General features: G+C 68.3%; 14 protein-coding genes. 6 read left to right on the top strand and 8 right to left on the bottom strand.

Annotation, left to right across the window (positions count from 1 at the left end; genetic code table 11):
* The first annotated feature begins 6 nt into the window (after positions 1–6).
* From xdhB to ACFO0J_RS12630, 4 genes are all read left to right on the top strand, one after another.
* Positions 7–2,382: a xanthine dehydrogenase molybdopterin binding subunit gene (xdhB, locus tag ACFO0J_RS12645; RefSeq protein ID WP_376813444.1), complete on the top strand. Its 2,376-nt coding sequence runs from the start codon at positions 7–9 to the stop codon at positions 2,380–2,382.
* A 26-nt stretch (positions 2,383–2,408) separates the two neighbouring features.
* On the top strand, positions 2,409–3,446 hold the full coding sequence (gene xdhC / locus ACFO0J_RS12640; protein ID WP_376813443.1) for a xanthine dehydrogenase accessory protein XdhC: 1,038 nt from the start codon (positions 2,409–2,411) through the stop codon (positions 3,444–3,446).
* A gap of 100 nt (positions 3,447–3,546) precedes the next feature.
* The gene (guaD, locus tag ACFO0J_RS12635; RefSeq protein WP_376813442.1) at positions 3,547–4,881 is read left to right on the top strand and encodes a guanine deaminase; all 1,335 of its coding nucleotides are present in this window, start codon (positions 3,547–3,549) and stop codon (positions 4,879–4,881) included.
* Between the two features lie 21 nt (positions 4,882–4,902).
* Entirely contained in the window at positions 4,903–6,399 is a 1,497-nt protein-coding gene (locus tag ACFO0J_RS12630) for an AMP nucleosidase (protein ID WP_376813441.1), read from the top strand.
* On the opposite strand, the gene caiE is transcribed toward ACFO0J_RS12630, so the two are convergent.
* A complete protein-coding gene (gene caiE, locus ACFO0J_RS12625) occupies positions 6,392–7,006 on the bottom strand; it encodes a carnitine operon protein CaiE (RefSeq protein ID WP_376813440.1) in 615 nt (204 codons plus the stop codon). The genes ACFO0J_RS12630 and caiE overlap by 8 nt on opposite strands.
* A 160-nt stretch (positions 7,007–7,166) precedes the next feature.
* Here caiE and ACFO0J_RS12620 point away from each other — a divergent pair, with 160 nt between their 5' ends.
* Complete coding sequence (locus ACFO0J_RS12620) at positions 7,167–7,715, top strand: YaeQ family protein (protein ID WP_376813439.1); 549 nt, start codon at positions 7,167–7,169, stop codon at positions 7,713–7,715.
* Positions 7,716–7,778: 63 nt separating this feature from the next.
* On the opposite strand, the gene ACFO0J_RS12615 is transcribed toward ACFO0J_RS12620, so the two are convergent.
* The 6 genes from ACFO0J_RS12615 to ACFO0J_RS12590 form a co-directional block, all read right to left on the bottom strand.
* On the bottom strand, positions 7,779–8,528 hold the full coding sequence (locus ACFO0J_RS12615) for a TSUP family transporter (protein WP_376813438.1): 750 nt from the start codon (positions 8,526–8,528) through the stop codon (positions 7,779–7,781).
* Positions 8,529–8,552: 24 nt separating this feature from the next.
* Positions 8,553–9,350, bottom strand: a complete 798-nt coding sequence (locus ACFO0J_RS12610) for an alpha/beta fold hydrolase (RefSeq protein ID WP_376813437.1) — start codon at positions 9,348–9,350, stop codon at positions 8,553–8,555.
* A gap of 68 nt (positions 9,351–9,418) precedes the next feature.
* Positions 9,419–10,444, bottom strand: coding sequence for a DctP family TRAP transporter solute-binding subunit (locus tag ACFO0J_RS12605; protein WP_376813436.1), 1,026 nt, complete (start codon positions 10,442–10,444; stop codon positions 9,419–9,421).
* A 21-nt stretch (positions 10,445–10,465) separates the two neighbouring features.
* Positions 10,466–11,764, bottom strand: coding sequence for a TRAP transporter large permease (locus ACFO0J_RS12600; protein ID WP_376813435.1), 1,299 nt, complete (start codon positions 11,762–11,764; stop codon positions 10,466–10,468).
* A complete protein-coding gene (locus tag ACFO0J_RS12595; protein ID WP_376813544.1) occupies positions 11,761–12,291 on the bottom strand; it encodes a TRAP transporter small permease in 531 nt (176 codons plus the stop codon). Before ACFO0J_RS12595 ends, ACFO0J_RS12600 begins: the two co-directional genes overlap by 4 nt.
* Before the next feature lie 101 nt (positions 12,292–12,392).
* Positions 12,393–12,872 (bottom strand): SET domain-containing protein, encoded by a 480-nt coding sequence (locus ACFO0J_RS12590; RefSeq protein ID WP_376813434.1) that lies wholly within the window; start codon positions 12,870–12,872, stop codon positions 12,393–12,395.
* Positions 12,873–13,038: 166 nt separating this feature from the next.
* On the opposite strand from ACFO0J_RS12590, the gene ilvB reads away from it, so the two are divergent.
* A complete protein-coding gene (gene ilvB / locus ACFO0J_RS12585; RefSeq protein WP_376813433.1) occupies positions 13,039–14,817 on the top strand; it encodes a biosynthetic-type acetolactate synthase large subunit in 1,779 nt (592 codons plus the stop codon).
* On the opposite strand, the gene ACFO0J_RS12580 is transcribed toward ilvB, so the two are convergent.
* Positions 14,818–15,576: a glucose 1-dehydrogenase gene (locus ACFO0J_RS12580; protein ID WP_376813432.1), complete on the bottom strand. Its 759-nt coding sequence runs from the start codon at positions 15,574–15,576 to the stop codon at positions 14,818–14,820.
* Positions 15,577–15,586 lie beyond the last annotated feature (10 nt).

Raw genomic sequence — 15,586 nt, 5'->3', positions numbered from 1 at the left:
GCCGTCATGAACATGCGCATTCATTTGCCGGACGCACTGGACCGGCTGGCCGTCGCCAACGACGGCATCCCCCGACCCGTTGCGGGCGAACTGGCCGCGGGCGCTTCCAGCCCGCACGAATCCGCCGTGCTGCACGTCACCGGCGAGGCCGTCTACACCGACGACATCCCCGAATTGCGCGGCACGGTCTACGGCGCGCTGGGCCTGTCGGCCAAGGCGCACGCCCGCGTGCGCGGCATGGACCTGGACGCGGTGCGCCGCGCGCCGGGCGTCGTCGCCGTGTTCACGGCCCGCGACATCCCCGGCGAGAACAACTGCGGCCCGGTGGTGCACGACGATCCCCTGCTGGCCGACGGTCTGGTCCAGTATGTGGGCCAGCCCGTGTTCCTGGTGGTGGCGCGCTCGGTAGACGCCGCGCGCCGCGCCGCGCGCCTGGGCCGGATCGACTACGAGGAACTGCCCCATCTGCTGACGCCGTTGCAGGCCAAGGGCGCTGATTCCCGCACGCTGCCCGACATGCGCCTGGTCCAGGGCGACGTTCAGGCGGCGCTGGCCGCTGCGCCGCGCCGGCTGGCGGGCACGTTCGACTGCGGCGACCAGGAACAGTTCTACCTGGAAGGCCAGATCGCCTACGCGGTCCCGCGTGAAAAAGACGGCATGCTGGTCTGGTGCTCGACCCAGCACCCGACGGAAATGCAGGCCGTGGTCGGCCATACGCTGGGCTGGCACGCCCACCAGGTTCAGGTCGAGTGCCGGCGCATGGGCGGCGGTTTCGGCGGCAAGGAATCCCAGTCGGCGGTCTTCGCCTGCCTGGCCTCGGTCGCCGCGCATCGGCTGCAACGCCCGGTGAAGCTGCGGGCGGATCGCGACGACGACATGATGATCACCGGCAAGCGCCACGGTTTTCATTACGACTACGAAGTCGGCTATGACGACGAGGGCCGGATCCTGGGCATGCGCCTGGACATGACGCTGCATTCCGGCTTTTCCGCCGATCTGTCCGAGGCCGTCGCCAGTCGCGCCGTGTGCCACTTCGACAACGCCTACTACATCCCGGCGGCCGACGTGCGCGCCATGTGCGGCAAGACGAACACGCAGTCGAACACGGCTTTCCGCGGCTTCGGCGGCCCGCAGGGCGCGTTGCTGACCGAGGTCGTGATCGACCGCATCGCCCGCGAACTGGGCCGCGATCCGCTGGACGTGCGCCAGACGAATTTCTACGGCATCGAGGATCGCAACGTCACGCCTTACGGCCAGGTGGTCGAGGGCAATCTGATCGAACCGCTGGTGGCCGAACTGGTCGCCAGTTCCGACTACCGGGCGCGCCGCCAGGCGGTGAACGCGTTCAACGCGTCCAGCCCCATCCTGAAAAAGGGCCTGGCGCTGACGCCGGTGAAGTTCGGCATTTCCTTCAACGTGCCGGCCTTCAATCAGGCGGGCGCATTGGTGCACATCTATCGCGACGGCTCGGTGCTGGTGAACCACGGCGGCACGGAAATGGGCCAGGGCCTGAACACCAAGGTCGCCCAGATCGTGGCCAACACCCTGGGCCTGGACCTGGATTGCGTGCGCGTCACGGCCACCGATACGTTCAAGGTGGCCAATACGTCCGCCACGGCGGCCTCGACGGGCACCGACCTGAACGGCAAGGCGGCCGAGGACGCGGCGCTGCAACTGCGCACGCGCCTGGCTGATTTCGCCGCCCGCAAATACGGCGGCAAGGCCGAGGACGTGGTCTTTGCCTGGCGCCAGGTCAACGTCAACGGCCGGAACATTCCGTTCGGCCAACTGGCCGACGAAGCCTACTGGGATCGCGTGCAACTGTGGTCCGACGGCTTTTACGCCACCCCGGGCATCGTCTGGGACAAGGCCACCATGCACGGCCGGCCGTTCTTCTACTTCGCCTTCGGGGCGGCGGTGTCGGAAGTGGTGGTGGACACGCTGACCGGCGAATGGAAACTGCTGCGCGCCGACATCCTGCACGACGTCGGGGCGTCCATCAATCCGGCGATCGACCTGGGTCAGGTCGAGGGCGGCTACATCCAGGGCACGGGCTGGCTGACGACCGAGGAACTCTGGTGGCGCGATGACGGCCGCCTGATGACGCATGCGCCGTCCACCTACAAGATCCCGGCCATCAGCGATTGCCCGCGCGATTTCCGTGTGCGCCTGTTCCGGACCCAGAACCAGAAGGACACCGTGCACCGTTCCAAGGCAGTGGGCGAGCCCCCGCTGCTGCACGGCATCAGCACCTTCAACGCGCTGTGCGATGCGGTGGCGGCGGTGGGCGATGGACGGACTTCGCCCGATCTGCGGGCGCCGGCCACGCCGGAGGCCATCCTGAAGTCGGCCGAGAACCTGCGCAAGCGCAGCGCGGCCTAGCCGCGCCTGTGCCAAAGGAGGCAGCGATGCACGCATGGATCGATCAGGCCCTGTGGTGCCTGGATCGGCAACAGGCGGCGGTGCTGGTCACGGTCGCCTGGGTCCAGGGATCGGCCCCGCGCGAGGCCGGGGCGAAACTGCTCGTGTCCGCCGGGCACCAGTGGCTCACCATTGGCGGCGGGCACCTGGAATGGAAGGCCGCCGAGTTCGCCCGGGCGCGTCTGCGCGCCGACGACGGCTCCGACCGCTGGATCGAGGCGCTGCCTCTGGGGCCGGCGCTGGGCCAGTGCTGCGGCGGCATGGTGCATCTGTTGTTCGAGCGCCTGCAGGAATCCGACCGGACCTGGCTGGATGCACTGCGCGCCGGCCTGCAGTCGCCGGCCGGCTGCATGCGCGAAGTCGGCCTGGGCGGCCAGGGCGTGGCGCCCTGGGTGCGCGTGTCCGCGCTGGATGCGGCGGCCGAAGACTTCTCCGCGACCGGCCCGGACGCCGACCGGCTGCTGCGTCCCGATCCCGTCCTGGGCTGCCTGACGCTGCGCGAGGCCGTGCGGCCCGATCCGCTGCACGTGGTGATCTTCGGTGCGGGCCACGTCGGCCAGGCCTTGGTGCACATCCTGGGCACCCTGCCTTGCCAGGTGACCTGGGTGGATGCGCGCGATGACCTGTTCCCGGACGTGGTGCCCGCCAATGTGTCGATCGAGGCGACCGACACGCCCGAAGCCGTGATCGACGAGGCCCCGCCCGAGAGCTGTTTCCTGATCATGACCCATGACCATGCGCTCGACCAGCGCCTGTGCGAGCAATTGCTGCGGCGCGACGACGTGGCCTATTTCGGCCTGATCGGTTCGCAGACCAAGCGGCGCAAGTTCGAGCACCGGTTCCGCGCGCGCGGCATCGCGCCTGAACGGGTCGCGCGCATCGTCTGTCCCATCGGCGAGCCCGGCATCGAAGGCAAGCAGCCCGCCGTGATCGCCGTCGCGGTGGCCGCGCAATTGCTGCGCTTGCGATCCGAACGGGAGCGGCAGTCCGCCGCACCCGTGCGCGCCGAAGCCCACGCCCATTGAATTGCAAGCCGTCCGTTTGACCCCATGATGAAAAGCGCCGGGCCGCCGGCCCCGCCGTGCAGGCGGACTGCGGCCCGCGCACAACGACCGAGGAGACCCTATGACCGCTACGCCCCCGTCCGCTGCCCCGAACGCCGCAGGTGCGCAGGCCTACCGCGCCCAACTGCTGTATTTCCGCGATACCCCCAAGGCCGAGGACGAGGCCTGTGAATGGATCCACGACGGCCTGCTGGTCGTGCGCGACGGCCGCATCGAGCAGTGCGGCGACTACGACCAGCTGATCGGCGGCCTGCCCCCCGGCACGCCGGTGCATGACTGGCGCGGCCGCCTGATCACCCCGGGCTTCATCGACACCCATATCCACTATCCGCAGACGGACATGATCGCCTCGCCGGCGCCGGGCCTGCTGCCGTGGCTGGAAACCTATACCTTTCCGACCGAGCGGCGTTTCGAGAACCCGGAATACGCCCAGGACGTGGCGCGCTTCTTCCTGGACGAGCTGCTGCGCTGCGGCACCACCACCGCGCTGGTGTACTGCACCGTGCACCCGGGGTCGGCCCAGGCCTTCTTCGAGGAAAGCCACACGCGCAATCTGCGCATGGTGGCCGGCAAGGTCATGATGGACCGCAATTGCCCCGAATACCTGCGCGACACGGCCGAATCCGGCGCGCGCGACAGCGAGGACCTGCTGCGCCGCTGGCACGGCACGGGGCGCCAGTTGTACGCCCTGACGCCGCGCTTCGCACCGACCTCCACGCCCGAACAGCTCGGCCTGTGCGGCGAGCTGGCCGAGCGCTATCCGGACGTGTTCATCCAGTCGCACGTGTCCGAGAACCGCGACGAGGTGAAATGGGTCATGGACCTGTTCCCCGGCTATCGAAGCTATCTGGACATCTACGACCAGTACGGCCTGCTGCGGCCCCGCTCGGTCTACGGGCACTGCGTCTGGCTGGATGATGACGACCGCCGCCGCATGCGCGACGCGGGCGCCGTCGCGGCCCACTGCCCCACGTCCAACCAGTTCCTGGGCAGCGGCCTGTTCGACTTCACGGCGGCCAAGACCTTCGGCATGCCGGTGGCCCTGGCCACCGACGTGGGCGGCGGCTCGTCCTTTTCCATGCTGCTGACCATGAACGAAGCGCACAAGGTTGCGCGTTTGTCCGGTCACTACCTGACGGCGCGCCGCATGTTCTGGCAGGCCACCCAGGGCGCCGCCAAGCACCTGGGCCTGACCGGCCAGATCGGCACGCTGGAACCGGGCGCCGAGGCCGACTTCATCGTCCTGGACCCCAAGGCCACGCCGTTGCTGGAGCGCCGCAGCGCCCTGGCCGACTCGCTGGAAGAACTGCTGTTCGCCCTGGCGATGCTGGGTGACGATCGCACTATTGCCGCGACTTACGCGGCGGGGCGGGAAGTGCATCGGCGGGTGTCATAAAGACCTGCCATAATCGGGCGCATGGAAAAATTCATCGATTCCGCGCGTCCGACCCGGTTGCCGCCGTTGATCCCGTTCTCCAGCTACGAGGACGCCGACGCGGCGGTGGACCGGCTGCTGGAAATCTACCGGCGCAACACGGCGTTCATCCGCGACGCCTTCCGCGAATACTGCGTGAACGGGCTGGAAACCGGCCAGCGGGTGCGCGCCTGCTATCCGGCGATCCGCATCCGGGTGAATTCCTACCAGGAAGTCGACAGCCGCCTGTCCTACGGGCACCTGGTCGAGCCGGGCATCTACATGACCACGGTCACGCAGCCCGCCCTGTTCCACGACTATCTGCGCGAACAGGTGCGCCTGCTGCTGCGCAACCACGGCGTGCCGGTGGAGATCGGCGAGTCCGATCTGCCCATCCCCTTGCACTTCGCCTTTCCAGAGGGCGAGTACGTCGAGGGCGAATATTCCGAGATCCCCGGCCATACCCTGCGCGACCATTTCGACGTACCCGATCTGGCGGTGACCGATGACGCCATCGTCAACGGCACCTGGCGCGGCCGCGCCAATCAGCCCCGGCCCCTGGCGCCCTTCACCGCGCCGCGCATCGACTATTCCCTGCACCGGCTGCAGCACTACACGGCCACGTCGCCGGGGCATTTCCAGGACTTCGTGCTGTTCACCAACTATCAGTTCTACGTGGACGGCTTCGTCCGGTGGGCGCGCGAGACGCTGGCCTCGGGCGCGGGGGGCTACACGGAACTGGTCGAACCCGGCAACCGCATCGTCACGCGGGACACGCTGGGCGAGGTCCGCGAAGGGCCGGCGCCGTTGCCGCAGATGCCGTCCTACCACCTGAAACGGCCGGGGCATACCGGCATCACACTGATCAACATCGGCGTCGGGCCGTCCAACGCCAAGACCATCACCGATCACGTCGCCGTGCTGCGACCGTCGGCCTGGCTGATGCTGGGCCATTGCGCCGGGCTGCGCACCACCCAGCGGCTGGGGGACTACGCGCTGGCCCACGGCTATGTGCGCCAGGACCATGTGCTGGACGACGACCTGCCCTTGTGGGTGCCGGTGCCGCCGTTGGCCGAGGTCCAGGTCGCCCTGGAGCAGGCCGTGGCTGACGTGTCCGGCCTGTCGGGCTGGGAACTGAAAAAGATCATGCGCACCGGCACGGTCGCCACCATCGACAACCGCAACTGGGAACTGCGCGACCAGCAGGAACCGGTGCAGCGCCTGTCGCAGTCGCGCGCCATCGCCCTGGACATGGAATCGGCCACCATCGCCGCCAATGGCTTCCGCTTCCGCGTGCCCTACGGCACGCTGCTGTGCGTGTCGGACAAGCCGCTGCACGGCGAACTGAAGCTGCCGGGCATGGCCACCGCGTTCTACCGCACCCAGGTCAACCAGCACCTGCACATCGGCATCCGGGCGCTGGAACTGCTGCGCGAGATGCCCGGCGAACGCCTGCACTCGCGTAAACTGCGCAGCTTCATCGAGACTGCGTTCAAGTAGACGAGGGCGTCTGTGCCCGGCGGACGGCGCCCAGATCCGTCACTCCGCTCAGACGCGGCCGGTCGGGTTCGATCTCGCGCAGCGGCGGTGTCTCGATCATGCTGCCGGCGCTGCGTCCGACCAAGGCCTGATATTCCTGGGTGGCCAGGCCTTTCCAGCGCAGATCCTCGTCGGTGATGGCGCGGACGACGCGTGCAGGCGAGCCTGCCAGCAACTGACGGGGCTGGCTCTGGAAGCCGATCTTGACGAAACTCATGGCCGCCACAATGCTGTCGGGCCCGATCACGGCGCCGTCCATGACGACCGCGTTCATGCCGACCAGGGTGTTTTCTCCGATCTCGCAGCCGTGGATGATGGCGCCATGGCCGATGTGACCGTTGCGCCTGACGATGGTTTCAGCGTCGCTATAGCCGTGCATCATGCAGTGATCCTGCAGATTCGAGCCTTCCTCCAGGATCAGGCGCCCGAAGTCGCCGCGCAGGCTGGCCAGTGGGGCGACATAGACGCCGGGGCCGATGATCACGTCGCCGATCAGGACAGCGGTGGGGTGGACGTAAGCACTGGGGTGGACGACCGGTGTCAGGCCTTCGAACGAATAACAGGGCATGGGAGACTCCGAAAAGGGGGGGCGGATGGGACGCGATGCGACCGTCAGGCGGGCCCGGACGGTCATGCCGCGCATTGGCCCCCGGTGGGGGGATGGATTATCATCCGGGTGCCTCAAGGGAACGTCTCTTGCCCTTGCTCACCCTCCCGCCGGATCATCCATGGCTCTGCGCGCCACCATTTACAAAGCCGAATTGCATGTCGCGGACAATGACCGCGCCTATTATGGCACCCATGCCGTCACCGTCGCCCGGCATCCGTCCGAGACCGACGAGCGCCTGATGGTGCGGCTGCTGGCCTATGCCCTGTGGGTCGAGGCCGACGAACGGCTGGTCTTCACCAAAGGCCTGAGCGACACGGACGAGCCGGACCTCTGGAACCTGGATCTGACCGGCGCGATCGTGCAGTGGGTCGAGATCGGCCTGCCCGACGAGCGCCGCCTGCTGAAAGCCTGCGGCCGGGCCGATCAGGTCATCGTGCTGGCCTATGGCCGGGGCGCGGACGTCTGGTGGGCCGGAGTGCGCGACAAGCTGGGCCGGGCCGCCAATCTGCAGGTCTGGGTCCTGGAGACCGAGGCCTCGCGCGCGCTGGCGGCGCTGGCCGAACGCAACATGAGCCTGAGCGTGAACATCACGGACCGCACGGCCTGGGTGTCGTGCGAACGCGGGGACGTCAGCCTGGAAGTGCGCTGCCTGCGCGAGGCCGTTTGACCGCCTGCGTCCTGCTACGCACACGATGGAGCACGGTCCGGCGGGACGGCCCGTCACGCGGATTCACTCCAGCAGCATCTTCACCGAGACGATCAGCGCCATGAGCACCATCAGGACGCGGATCAGCTTGTGGCCGCGCGTGACGGCCAGGCGTGCGCCGATGGTGCCGCCGATCCACTGGCCCGCCAGGATCGGCAGGCCGAAGGCCCAGGCGATGTTGCCGTGCAGGGCGAAGAAGACCAGGGCGGCGCTGTTGCTGCACAGGTTCAGCAGTTTGGCGTGCGCCGTGGCCTTGACCAGGTTGAAGCCCAGCAGCGTGACGCAGGAGATGGCCAGGAAGGTGCCCGTGCCCGGGCCGAAGAAGCCGTCGTAGAAGCCGATCAGCGGCGCCACGGCGGCGGCGTACAGGGCGGGGGCGATGCGCTGGGCACGGTCTTCGGAACCCACGCGCGGCGACAGCAGGAAGTACAGAGCGAAGCCGATCAGCAGGAAGGGGATCACCTGGCGCAGCACGCCGCTGTCGATGCGTGTCAGGGCGATGCCGCCCGCCAGCGATCCCAGGAAAGCGCCCAGCATCATCCAGCGGCTGCGCTTCAGGTCGATCTGGCGCATGCGCAGGAAGTGCAGTGTGGCGGCGGTCGCTGCCGCGACGCCTCCGACCTTGTTGGTGGCGATGGCCGCCCCGGGAGGCAGGCCCGCCGCCAGCAGCGCCGGGATCGTGATCAGGCCGCCGCCTCCGGCGATGGCATCGATGACGCCCGCCAGCAGCGCGACGAAGAACAGCAGGACGGCGACGTCGAAGGTGATTTCCATGATGGGTGCCGCGCAACGGGCGTGTCAGCCCCGCGGGGCGTCGATGAAAGTCGTGAGCAGGTCCAGGAAGGCCTCGGGCTGCTCGAACGGCGCCAGATGGCCGCTGTCCAGTTCGGCGTAGCGGGCGCCGGCAATGGCGTCAGCCAGGGCGCGGGCGTGTTCCTTGGGCACCATGGCGTCTTGCGCGCAGCCGATGACCAGGGTGGGCGCCGTGATGCGGGGCAGCAGCGGGCGGATGTCCAGGCGCGTGTCGAGCAGGATCTGGCGGGTGATGCCTTCCCAGCGGTTGGAGACGACGACGGCGTCGGCCCATTGCTGCAACTGAGCCGCGTCCATGCGCCCCAGGAACGCGGGGCTGAAGCCGGTCAGCAGGACCAGCCGCGCGAAGTCGTGGGGATCGTGGCGGATCAGATTGAGCCAGAGCGCCGACTGCATGCGCAGGCGGGGATCGTCGCCGGTGGGAAATCCGGCCAGCAGGGTCAGGGAGCGGACGCGCCCGGGGTGTTCGGCCGCCAGGTGCGCGGCCACGCAGGCGCCCAGCGAAAACCCGGCCAGGTCGAAGGTGTCGGCGCCCGCCGCGTCGGCCGCCGCGAGCACCTGGGCCGCCAGCAGCGCCAGGCTGAATTCGCCGGGCGGATCAGTGGTTTCACCCGAGCCGGAGTAGTCGGGCCGGATGACCGTGTGGCGGGCCGCCAGGGGCTCGACCAGATGCCCCCAGTTGCTGTCCAGGGTGCCGCCCGTGCCGGCCACCAGCACCAGCGCCGGCCCTTGTCCGTGGACGGCGTAGGCGACCTGAGTGCCAAGAATTTCGACGGTGTGCATGCGGGCTCCTGATGGCACGAAAAACCCGGCGGACCGTGGCCCGCCGGGCGAGGGCTTGCGTGTGCGGCTCAGCGCTTGGCGATGTCGGCCTGCGCCTGCTTCACCAGGTCGGGGCCGATCTGCTTGGCCCACTTGTCGAACACCGGCTGGGTGGCCTTGGCAAAGGCGCCGATCTGCTCGGGCGACAGCACCGTGACCTTCACGCCGTGACTTTCGATTTCCTTGAGCAGGGAGTCGTCGGTGTTGGTCACGCCTTTGCGGGCGATGACGATTTCCTGGCGGCCGGCCTCGATGGCGGCTTCGCGCACGATCTTCTGGTCGGCCGGCGTCCAGGAGTTCCAGACGTCCTGGTTGACGACGAAGACCAGCGGGTCGGCCACGTAGTTCCACAGGCTCAGGAATTTCTGGCCGACGTCGTAGAGCTTGGCCCCGGCGTAGATGGACAGCGGATTTTCCTGGCCGTCGACGGCGCCGCTGGCGAGCGCGGGCTGCGCATCGGCCCAGCTCATCTGGGTCGGGTTGGCGCCCAGTGCGGTGTAGATGTCGATGTACAGCGGCGAACCGACCACGCGCAGCTTCATGCCCTTGACGTCCTCGGGGGTCTTGACCTCGCGCGCGGAGTTGGACAACTGGCGGTAGCCGTTTTCACCCCAGGCAAGCGGCACGACGCCCTTTTTCGACAGGATGCCGAACAGGTCCTCGCCGACCTTGCCCTGGGTCAGGGCGTCGATGGCGGGATAGTCGGGCATCAGGAAGGGCAGGGAGAAGATGTTCAGTTCCTTGACCTGCGGGGACCAGTTGATGGTCGAGCCGATGGCCATGTCGATCACGCCCTGGCGGATGGCGGTGAATTCGCGCGTCTGGTCGCCCTGGACCAGGGACGTGCCCGGATAGACCTTGATGTTGATGCGGCCGTTGGTGCGCTCGCGGACCAGATCGGACCAGATCACCGCCCCCTGGCCCCAGGGGAAGTTGGTGCCCACCACGATGGACAGCTTGTATTCGGATTTGTAGTCGGCGGCCTGGGCCGGCAGGGCGGTGACCAGGGCCGTGCAGGCCAGGGCGGCCGCGCCGATGAGTTGTTTGAAGCGCATGTCAGTCTCCTCTTTGAAAAATCAGTATCCCAGATAATGGGGCAGCCAGAGCGCGATCTGCGGAAAGATCACCACCAGGATCAGGGTGCAGAGCATGCCGCCCACCAGCCACAGCACCCAGGGCACCGTGCTTTCCATCGGGATGCGGGCGATCTTGCTGGAGACCATCAGGTTGACGGCCACCGGCGGCGTGAACTGGCCCACCGCGACCATCAGCGTCAGCACCACGCCCAGCCACACCAGATCCCAGCCGAAGGCCTGGGCGACCGGCTGGATCAGCGGCACGAAGATCAGGAAGATCGAGATCCCGTCCAGGAACATGCCCGCCACGATCAGCAGCAGGATCAGCAGCGTCAGCACGCTGTACTGCCCCAGGCCCGAATGCACGATGGCATTGGTGATGGGGTCGATGATCGACAGGGTGGACAGCGACCAGGCGAAAATCCCCGCCAGCGTGACGATCAGCATGATGACGGCGGACAGTTCGCCCGCCTCGCGCAGGATGGGGAACAGGTCGCGCAGGCGGATGGTGCGATGCACGAGCATGCCGATCAGCAGGCCGTAGAACACGGCGACCACGGCGGCTTCGGTGGGCGTGAAATAGCCCATGCGCATGCCGCCCAGGATGATGACGGGGGCGGCCAGTCCGGGGATGGCTTCGAACAGGCTGCGCCAGAAGGGCGGGCGAGGCTCGGCGCGGGCGGCCGCGCCCATCTTGTGGCGACGCGCCAGCCACACGGCCGGGATGATCAGCCCGATGCCGGCCAGGATGCCCGGGAACATGCCTGCCGCGAACAGCGCCGGCACCGAGGCCTGCGGCACCAGGACCGAATAGACGATCATGGCGATCGAGGGCGGAATCAGGATGTCGGTGGCCGCGCCCGCCGCCACCACGCTGGCCGAATAGGCGCGCGGATAGCCGGCGCGGTTCATGGCGCCGATCATGATGGCGCCCACGGCGGCGGCGCAGGCCGGGCCGGAGCCGGAGATGCCGCCCAGGAACATGGCGACGGTGATGGCGACCACGGCCAGCATGCCGGGGCCGTTGCCGGTGATGGACTGGGCCAGCCGCACCAGCTTGGCGGCGACGCCGGAGCGGTCGAAGATCGAGCCCACCAGCACGAACATGGGGATGGCCAGCAGCGGGTATTTGGCCAGGCCGGCGTAAAAGCTCTGTGAGACCGCCATCAGGCCGAACCAGTGGGTGTCGGGGTTGGCCAGGGCGATGGCCAGCGTGCCGGCCGCCCCCAGGGCGATGCCCACGGGCACGCCGATGACCATCAGGACGATGAACAGCGCGAACAGCAGGGTAGGGATCATGACTGCTCCCAGGTGCGTCGCAGGATGCCGGCCAGCCGCAGGGTGATGACCGCCGACAGGATCGGCAGCCACATGGAATACCACCAGGTGGGCACGCCGATGGCCGGCGAGGTGTCGCCCCAGTTGTATTCGTCCAGGGCCATGCGGCCCAGCAGGACCGTCAGGCCGGCGAAGAACAGCAGCGATACCGCGCCTGCAGACAGGGCGAAGCGGCGCCGCCGTCCGGGGCTGCCGCCGTCGGCCAGCAGCTCGATGCGGATGTGCAGCAGGCGGACGAAGGCCGAAGAACTGGCGCTCAGGGTCAGCACGATCAGCAGGAAGATGGAGATTTCCTCTGTCCAGGCGAAGGATTCGGCCGTCAGGTAGCGGACGATCACATTGGCCAGGGTGATGCAGGCCAGGGTGCCCAAGGTCAATACCGTCAGCCAGTCCTCGAATCGCAGCGGGACGCGCAAGGGGGGATCGGCAGGCGGAGTGAATTCGGAAAGGTCGTCGGCGCCGGAATCGGCAGCGTGGTCGTCGGGCATGGATCGGGGTATGGCGTAGAGCAGGCCGGATGGCAACACTGAATCCTACAGCGAAATGACCCGCTTGCCTGTCGGTGCAATCCCCGGTGTCTCTTTAGGCTTTAAGGCTTTTGAGACTTGTCCTGCAGCGCCAGCATCGTGCCCCGGCAGGCGGATGCGCCGCAGCGGCAGCGGTAATGGCGTTTCAGCGTGCGGGTGAGCGGCTCGTCGATCACCAGGCCGTAGTCGTAGAGCAGTTCCGCGCCCGCCGGGATGTCCCGCAGCGCGTAGATCGCCACGCGGGTGCCGTCGTCGTTTTCGCGCGCTTCGCAGTTGGGCGCGCAGCCGTGGTTGATCCAGCGGGCGTCGTTGCCGCGCCGGCCGCCGTCGATCACCGATCCGCCGCTGAGCGCGAAATAAAAGGTGTGATAAGGGTCGTCGGGATTGACCGGCCAGCGGGCGTCGGCCTGTTCCGGCGTCAGGCGCCGCCCCGCGTAGTCCAGGATCCGGGTGTCGGCGGGGATGTCGCGCGTGGCGAAGACGCCGGTGCCGTGCAGGGTCGAGACGCGCACGGCGTGCCAGGGCAAGCGGGGGATGGCCATGGGATGCGATCGGGAAGGGGCTGGATCGAAAAGGGATAAACTGCCCTCATTATCCTTGGGATGTCGTCCGCAAGTCCACTCGCTCCGGCGGCGATCCTGCCGGGGGCCATCGCGCATGAGGGGGCCGGCCCGGTATCCCCGATCCTTCCGTCCAGGTGAACCGCCCGTGAATGCTCTCCATCCCGTCCAGGCCGCTCAGGCCCCCGCCCCCGCCCCCGCCCTCGACCGCAATGGCGCCGAAGTCCTGCTGGAGACCTTGATCGCCCTGGGGGTGGACACGGTGTTCGGCTATCCGGGCGGTGCGGTGCTGCCGCTGTACGACGCCCTGTATGCCGAGCCGCGCCTCCGCCACATTCTGGTGCGCCACGAGCAGGCTGCCATGCACGCCGCCGAAGGTTATGCGCGCTCCACGGGCCGTCCCGGCGTGGTCTTCGTGACCTCGGGGCCGGGGATGGCCAACACCACCACCGGGCTGCTGGACGCGCTGTGCGATTCGATCCCCGTGTTGTGCGTCAGCGGCCAGGTGGTCACCGGCGCCATCGGCACCGACGCCTTCCAGGAATGCGACGCGGTCGGGATTTCGCGTCCGGTCACCAAATGGAATGCCCAGGTGCGCCGGTCCGAGGACATCGCCGACCTGGCGGCCAAAGCCCTGCGCCTGACGCGCGCCGGCCGTCCGGGCCCGGTGCTGCTGGACTTCCCCAAGGACCTGCAGATCGCTCGCGTGCCGCCGGAGCACGCCGTCGCGGACCTGGAGCCCGAGACCGCCGCCGAGCCGCTGGCGCCGGTGACGGAAGCCGCACTGAAACGCGCCGCCGCGCTGATCGCCCGCGCGCGCCGTCCGGTGTTCTACGGCGGGGGCGGCCTGATCAATTCGGGTGTTGATGCCTGCCACGCTTTTCGCAGCCTGGTGCAGGCGACCGGGTCGCCCTGCACCCTGACGCTGATGGGCCTGGGCGCCTATCCGGCGGGCGACAAGCAGTTCCTGGGCATGCTGGGCATGCACGGCACGCTGCAGGCGAACCTGGCGATGCACCACGCGGATCTGATCGTCTGCGTGGGCGCGCGCTTTGACGACCGCATCACCGGCCGGCTGTCGGATTTCTGTCCGCACGCCGACAAGATCCACCTGGACATCGACCCGGCTTCGATCGACAAGGTCGTGCGCGCCGACGTGGCGCTGGTGGGCGATTGCTATCCGCTGCTGCGCGCCCTGCACAAGGAACTGGGCCAATATCCGCTGGAATCCGGACGCCTGGACGAATGGTGGCAGCGCATCGCCGTCTGGCAGGCGCGCGATTGCCTGAAGTTCCCGCCTTCGGACGAGGTCATCCTGCCGCAGGACCTGATGCGGCGCATCGACCGGCTGCTGGCCGGGCGCGACGCCGTCGTGTCCACCGACGTGGGCCAGCACCAGATGTGGGCCGCCCAGTACATCGGCATCGACCGGCCCAACCGCTGGCTGACTTCCGGCGGGGCGGGCACCATGGGCTACGGGCTGCCGGCCGCCATCGGCGCGCAGATCGCGCATCCCGACAAGCCGGTGGTCTGCGTCAGCGGCGATGCGTCCGTGCTGATGAACATCCAGGAACTGGCCACGGCCGCGCAGCACCGCGCGCCGGTCAAGCTGATCCTGTGCAACAACGGCCACATGGGCATGGTGCGCCAGTGGCAGGAACTGATCCACGAAGGCCGCTACAGCCATAGCTACAACGCCTCGATCCCGGATTTCGTGGCCCTGGCGGGCGCCTTTGGCTGGGGTGCGGCGCGGGTCGAGCATCCGCGCGACCTGGACGCGGCGCTGGCCGCGTGCATGGCGCACGACGGGCCGTATTTCCTGGACGTGGCGGTGGTGCCGCTGCAGAACTGCTTCCCGATGATGCCGGCCGGCTATGGTCACCAGCAGGTGATGTTGTCGGAGGACACCTGGTACGTCGAGGAGTAGTCACACACACCGGCCGCCGTCCACCTCCAGGCAGGCGCCGGTGATGAAAGAGGCCTCGTCCGAGGCCAGGTACAGGCAGGCGTGGGCGACGTCGTCCGGGGTTGAGAACCGGCCCAGCGGGATGCCGGCGGTGAACTTGGCGCGGTTTTCCGGCGTGTCCGGCATGCCCATGAATTCCGACAGCAGGCCGGTGGCGCCCACCACGGGATTGACGCAGTTGACGCGGATGCGGTCCGGGCCCAGCTCGGCCGCCATCGAGCGGCTGAGGGTCACCACGGCGCCCTTGGTGCCGTTGTACCAGGTCAGGCCGGGGCGCGGCCGCAGGGCCGCCGTGGAGGCGATGTTCACGAACACGCCGCCGCCCTGCCGGCGGAAGTGCGGCACGAAGGCCTGGGCGCTGAGATAGATGCTTTTGACGTTGATGGCGTAGATGCGGTCGAACTCGGCTTCGGTGACTTCGAGCATCGGCCGGTTGCGGTGCGTGGCGCCGGCGTTGTTGACCACGATGTCCAGGCCGCCGAAATGGGCCAGGGTCTCGGCCAGCAGGCCGTGCATGCCGGCCGCGTCGGCGACATCGACGTGCGCGAATTCGGCCTGGCCTCCGGCCGCCCGGATCTGCTCGACGGTCTCGCGGCCATGCGCGTCGTGGATGTCGGCTACCAGCACCCGGGCGCCTTCGCGGGCGAAGACCGAGGCGATCCCCCGGCCGAATCCGGAGCCGGCCCCGGTGACGAGGGCTGTCTTGTCGCGCAAACGCATGGGTGTGTCT

The organism is Castellaniella hirudinis, from assembly GCF_042651965.1.
Classification (GTDB): Bacteria; Pseudomonadota; Gammaproteobacteria; order Burkholderiales; family Burkholderiaceae_B; genus Castellaniella; species Castellaniella hirudinis.
Note: the sequence above shows the minus strand (reverse complement) of the source record. Positions and strands in the feature narration are given on the sequence as shown.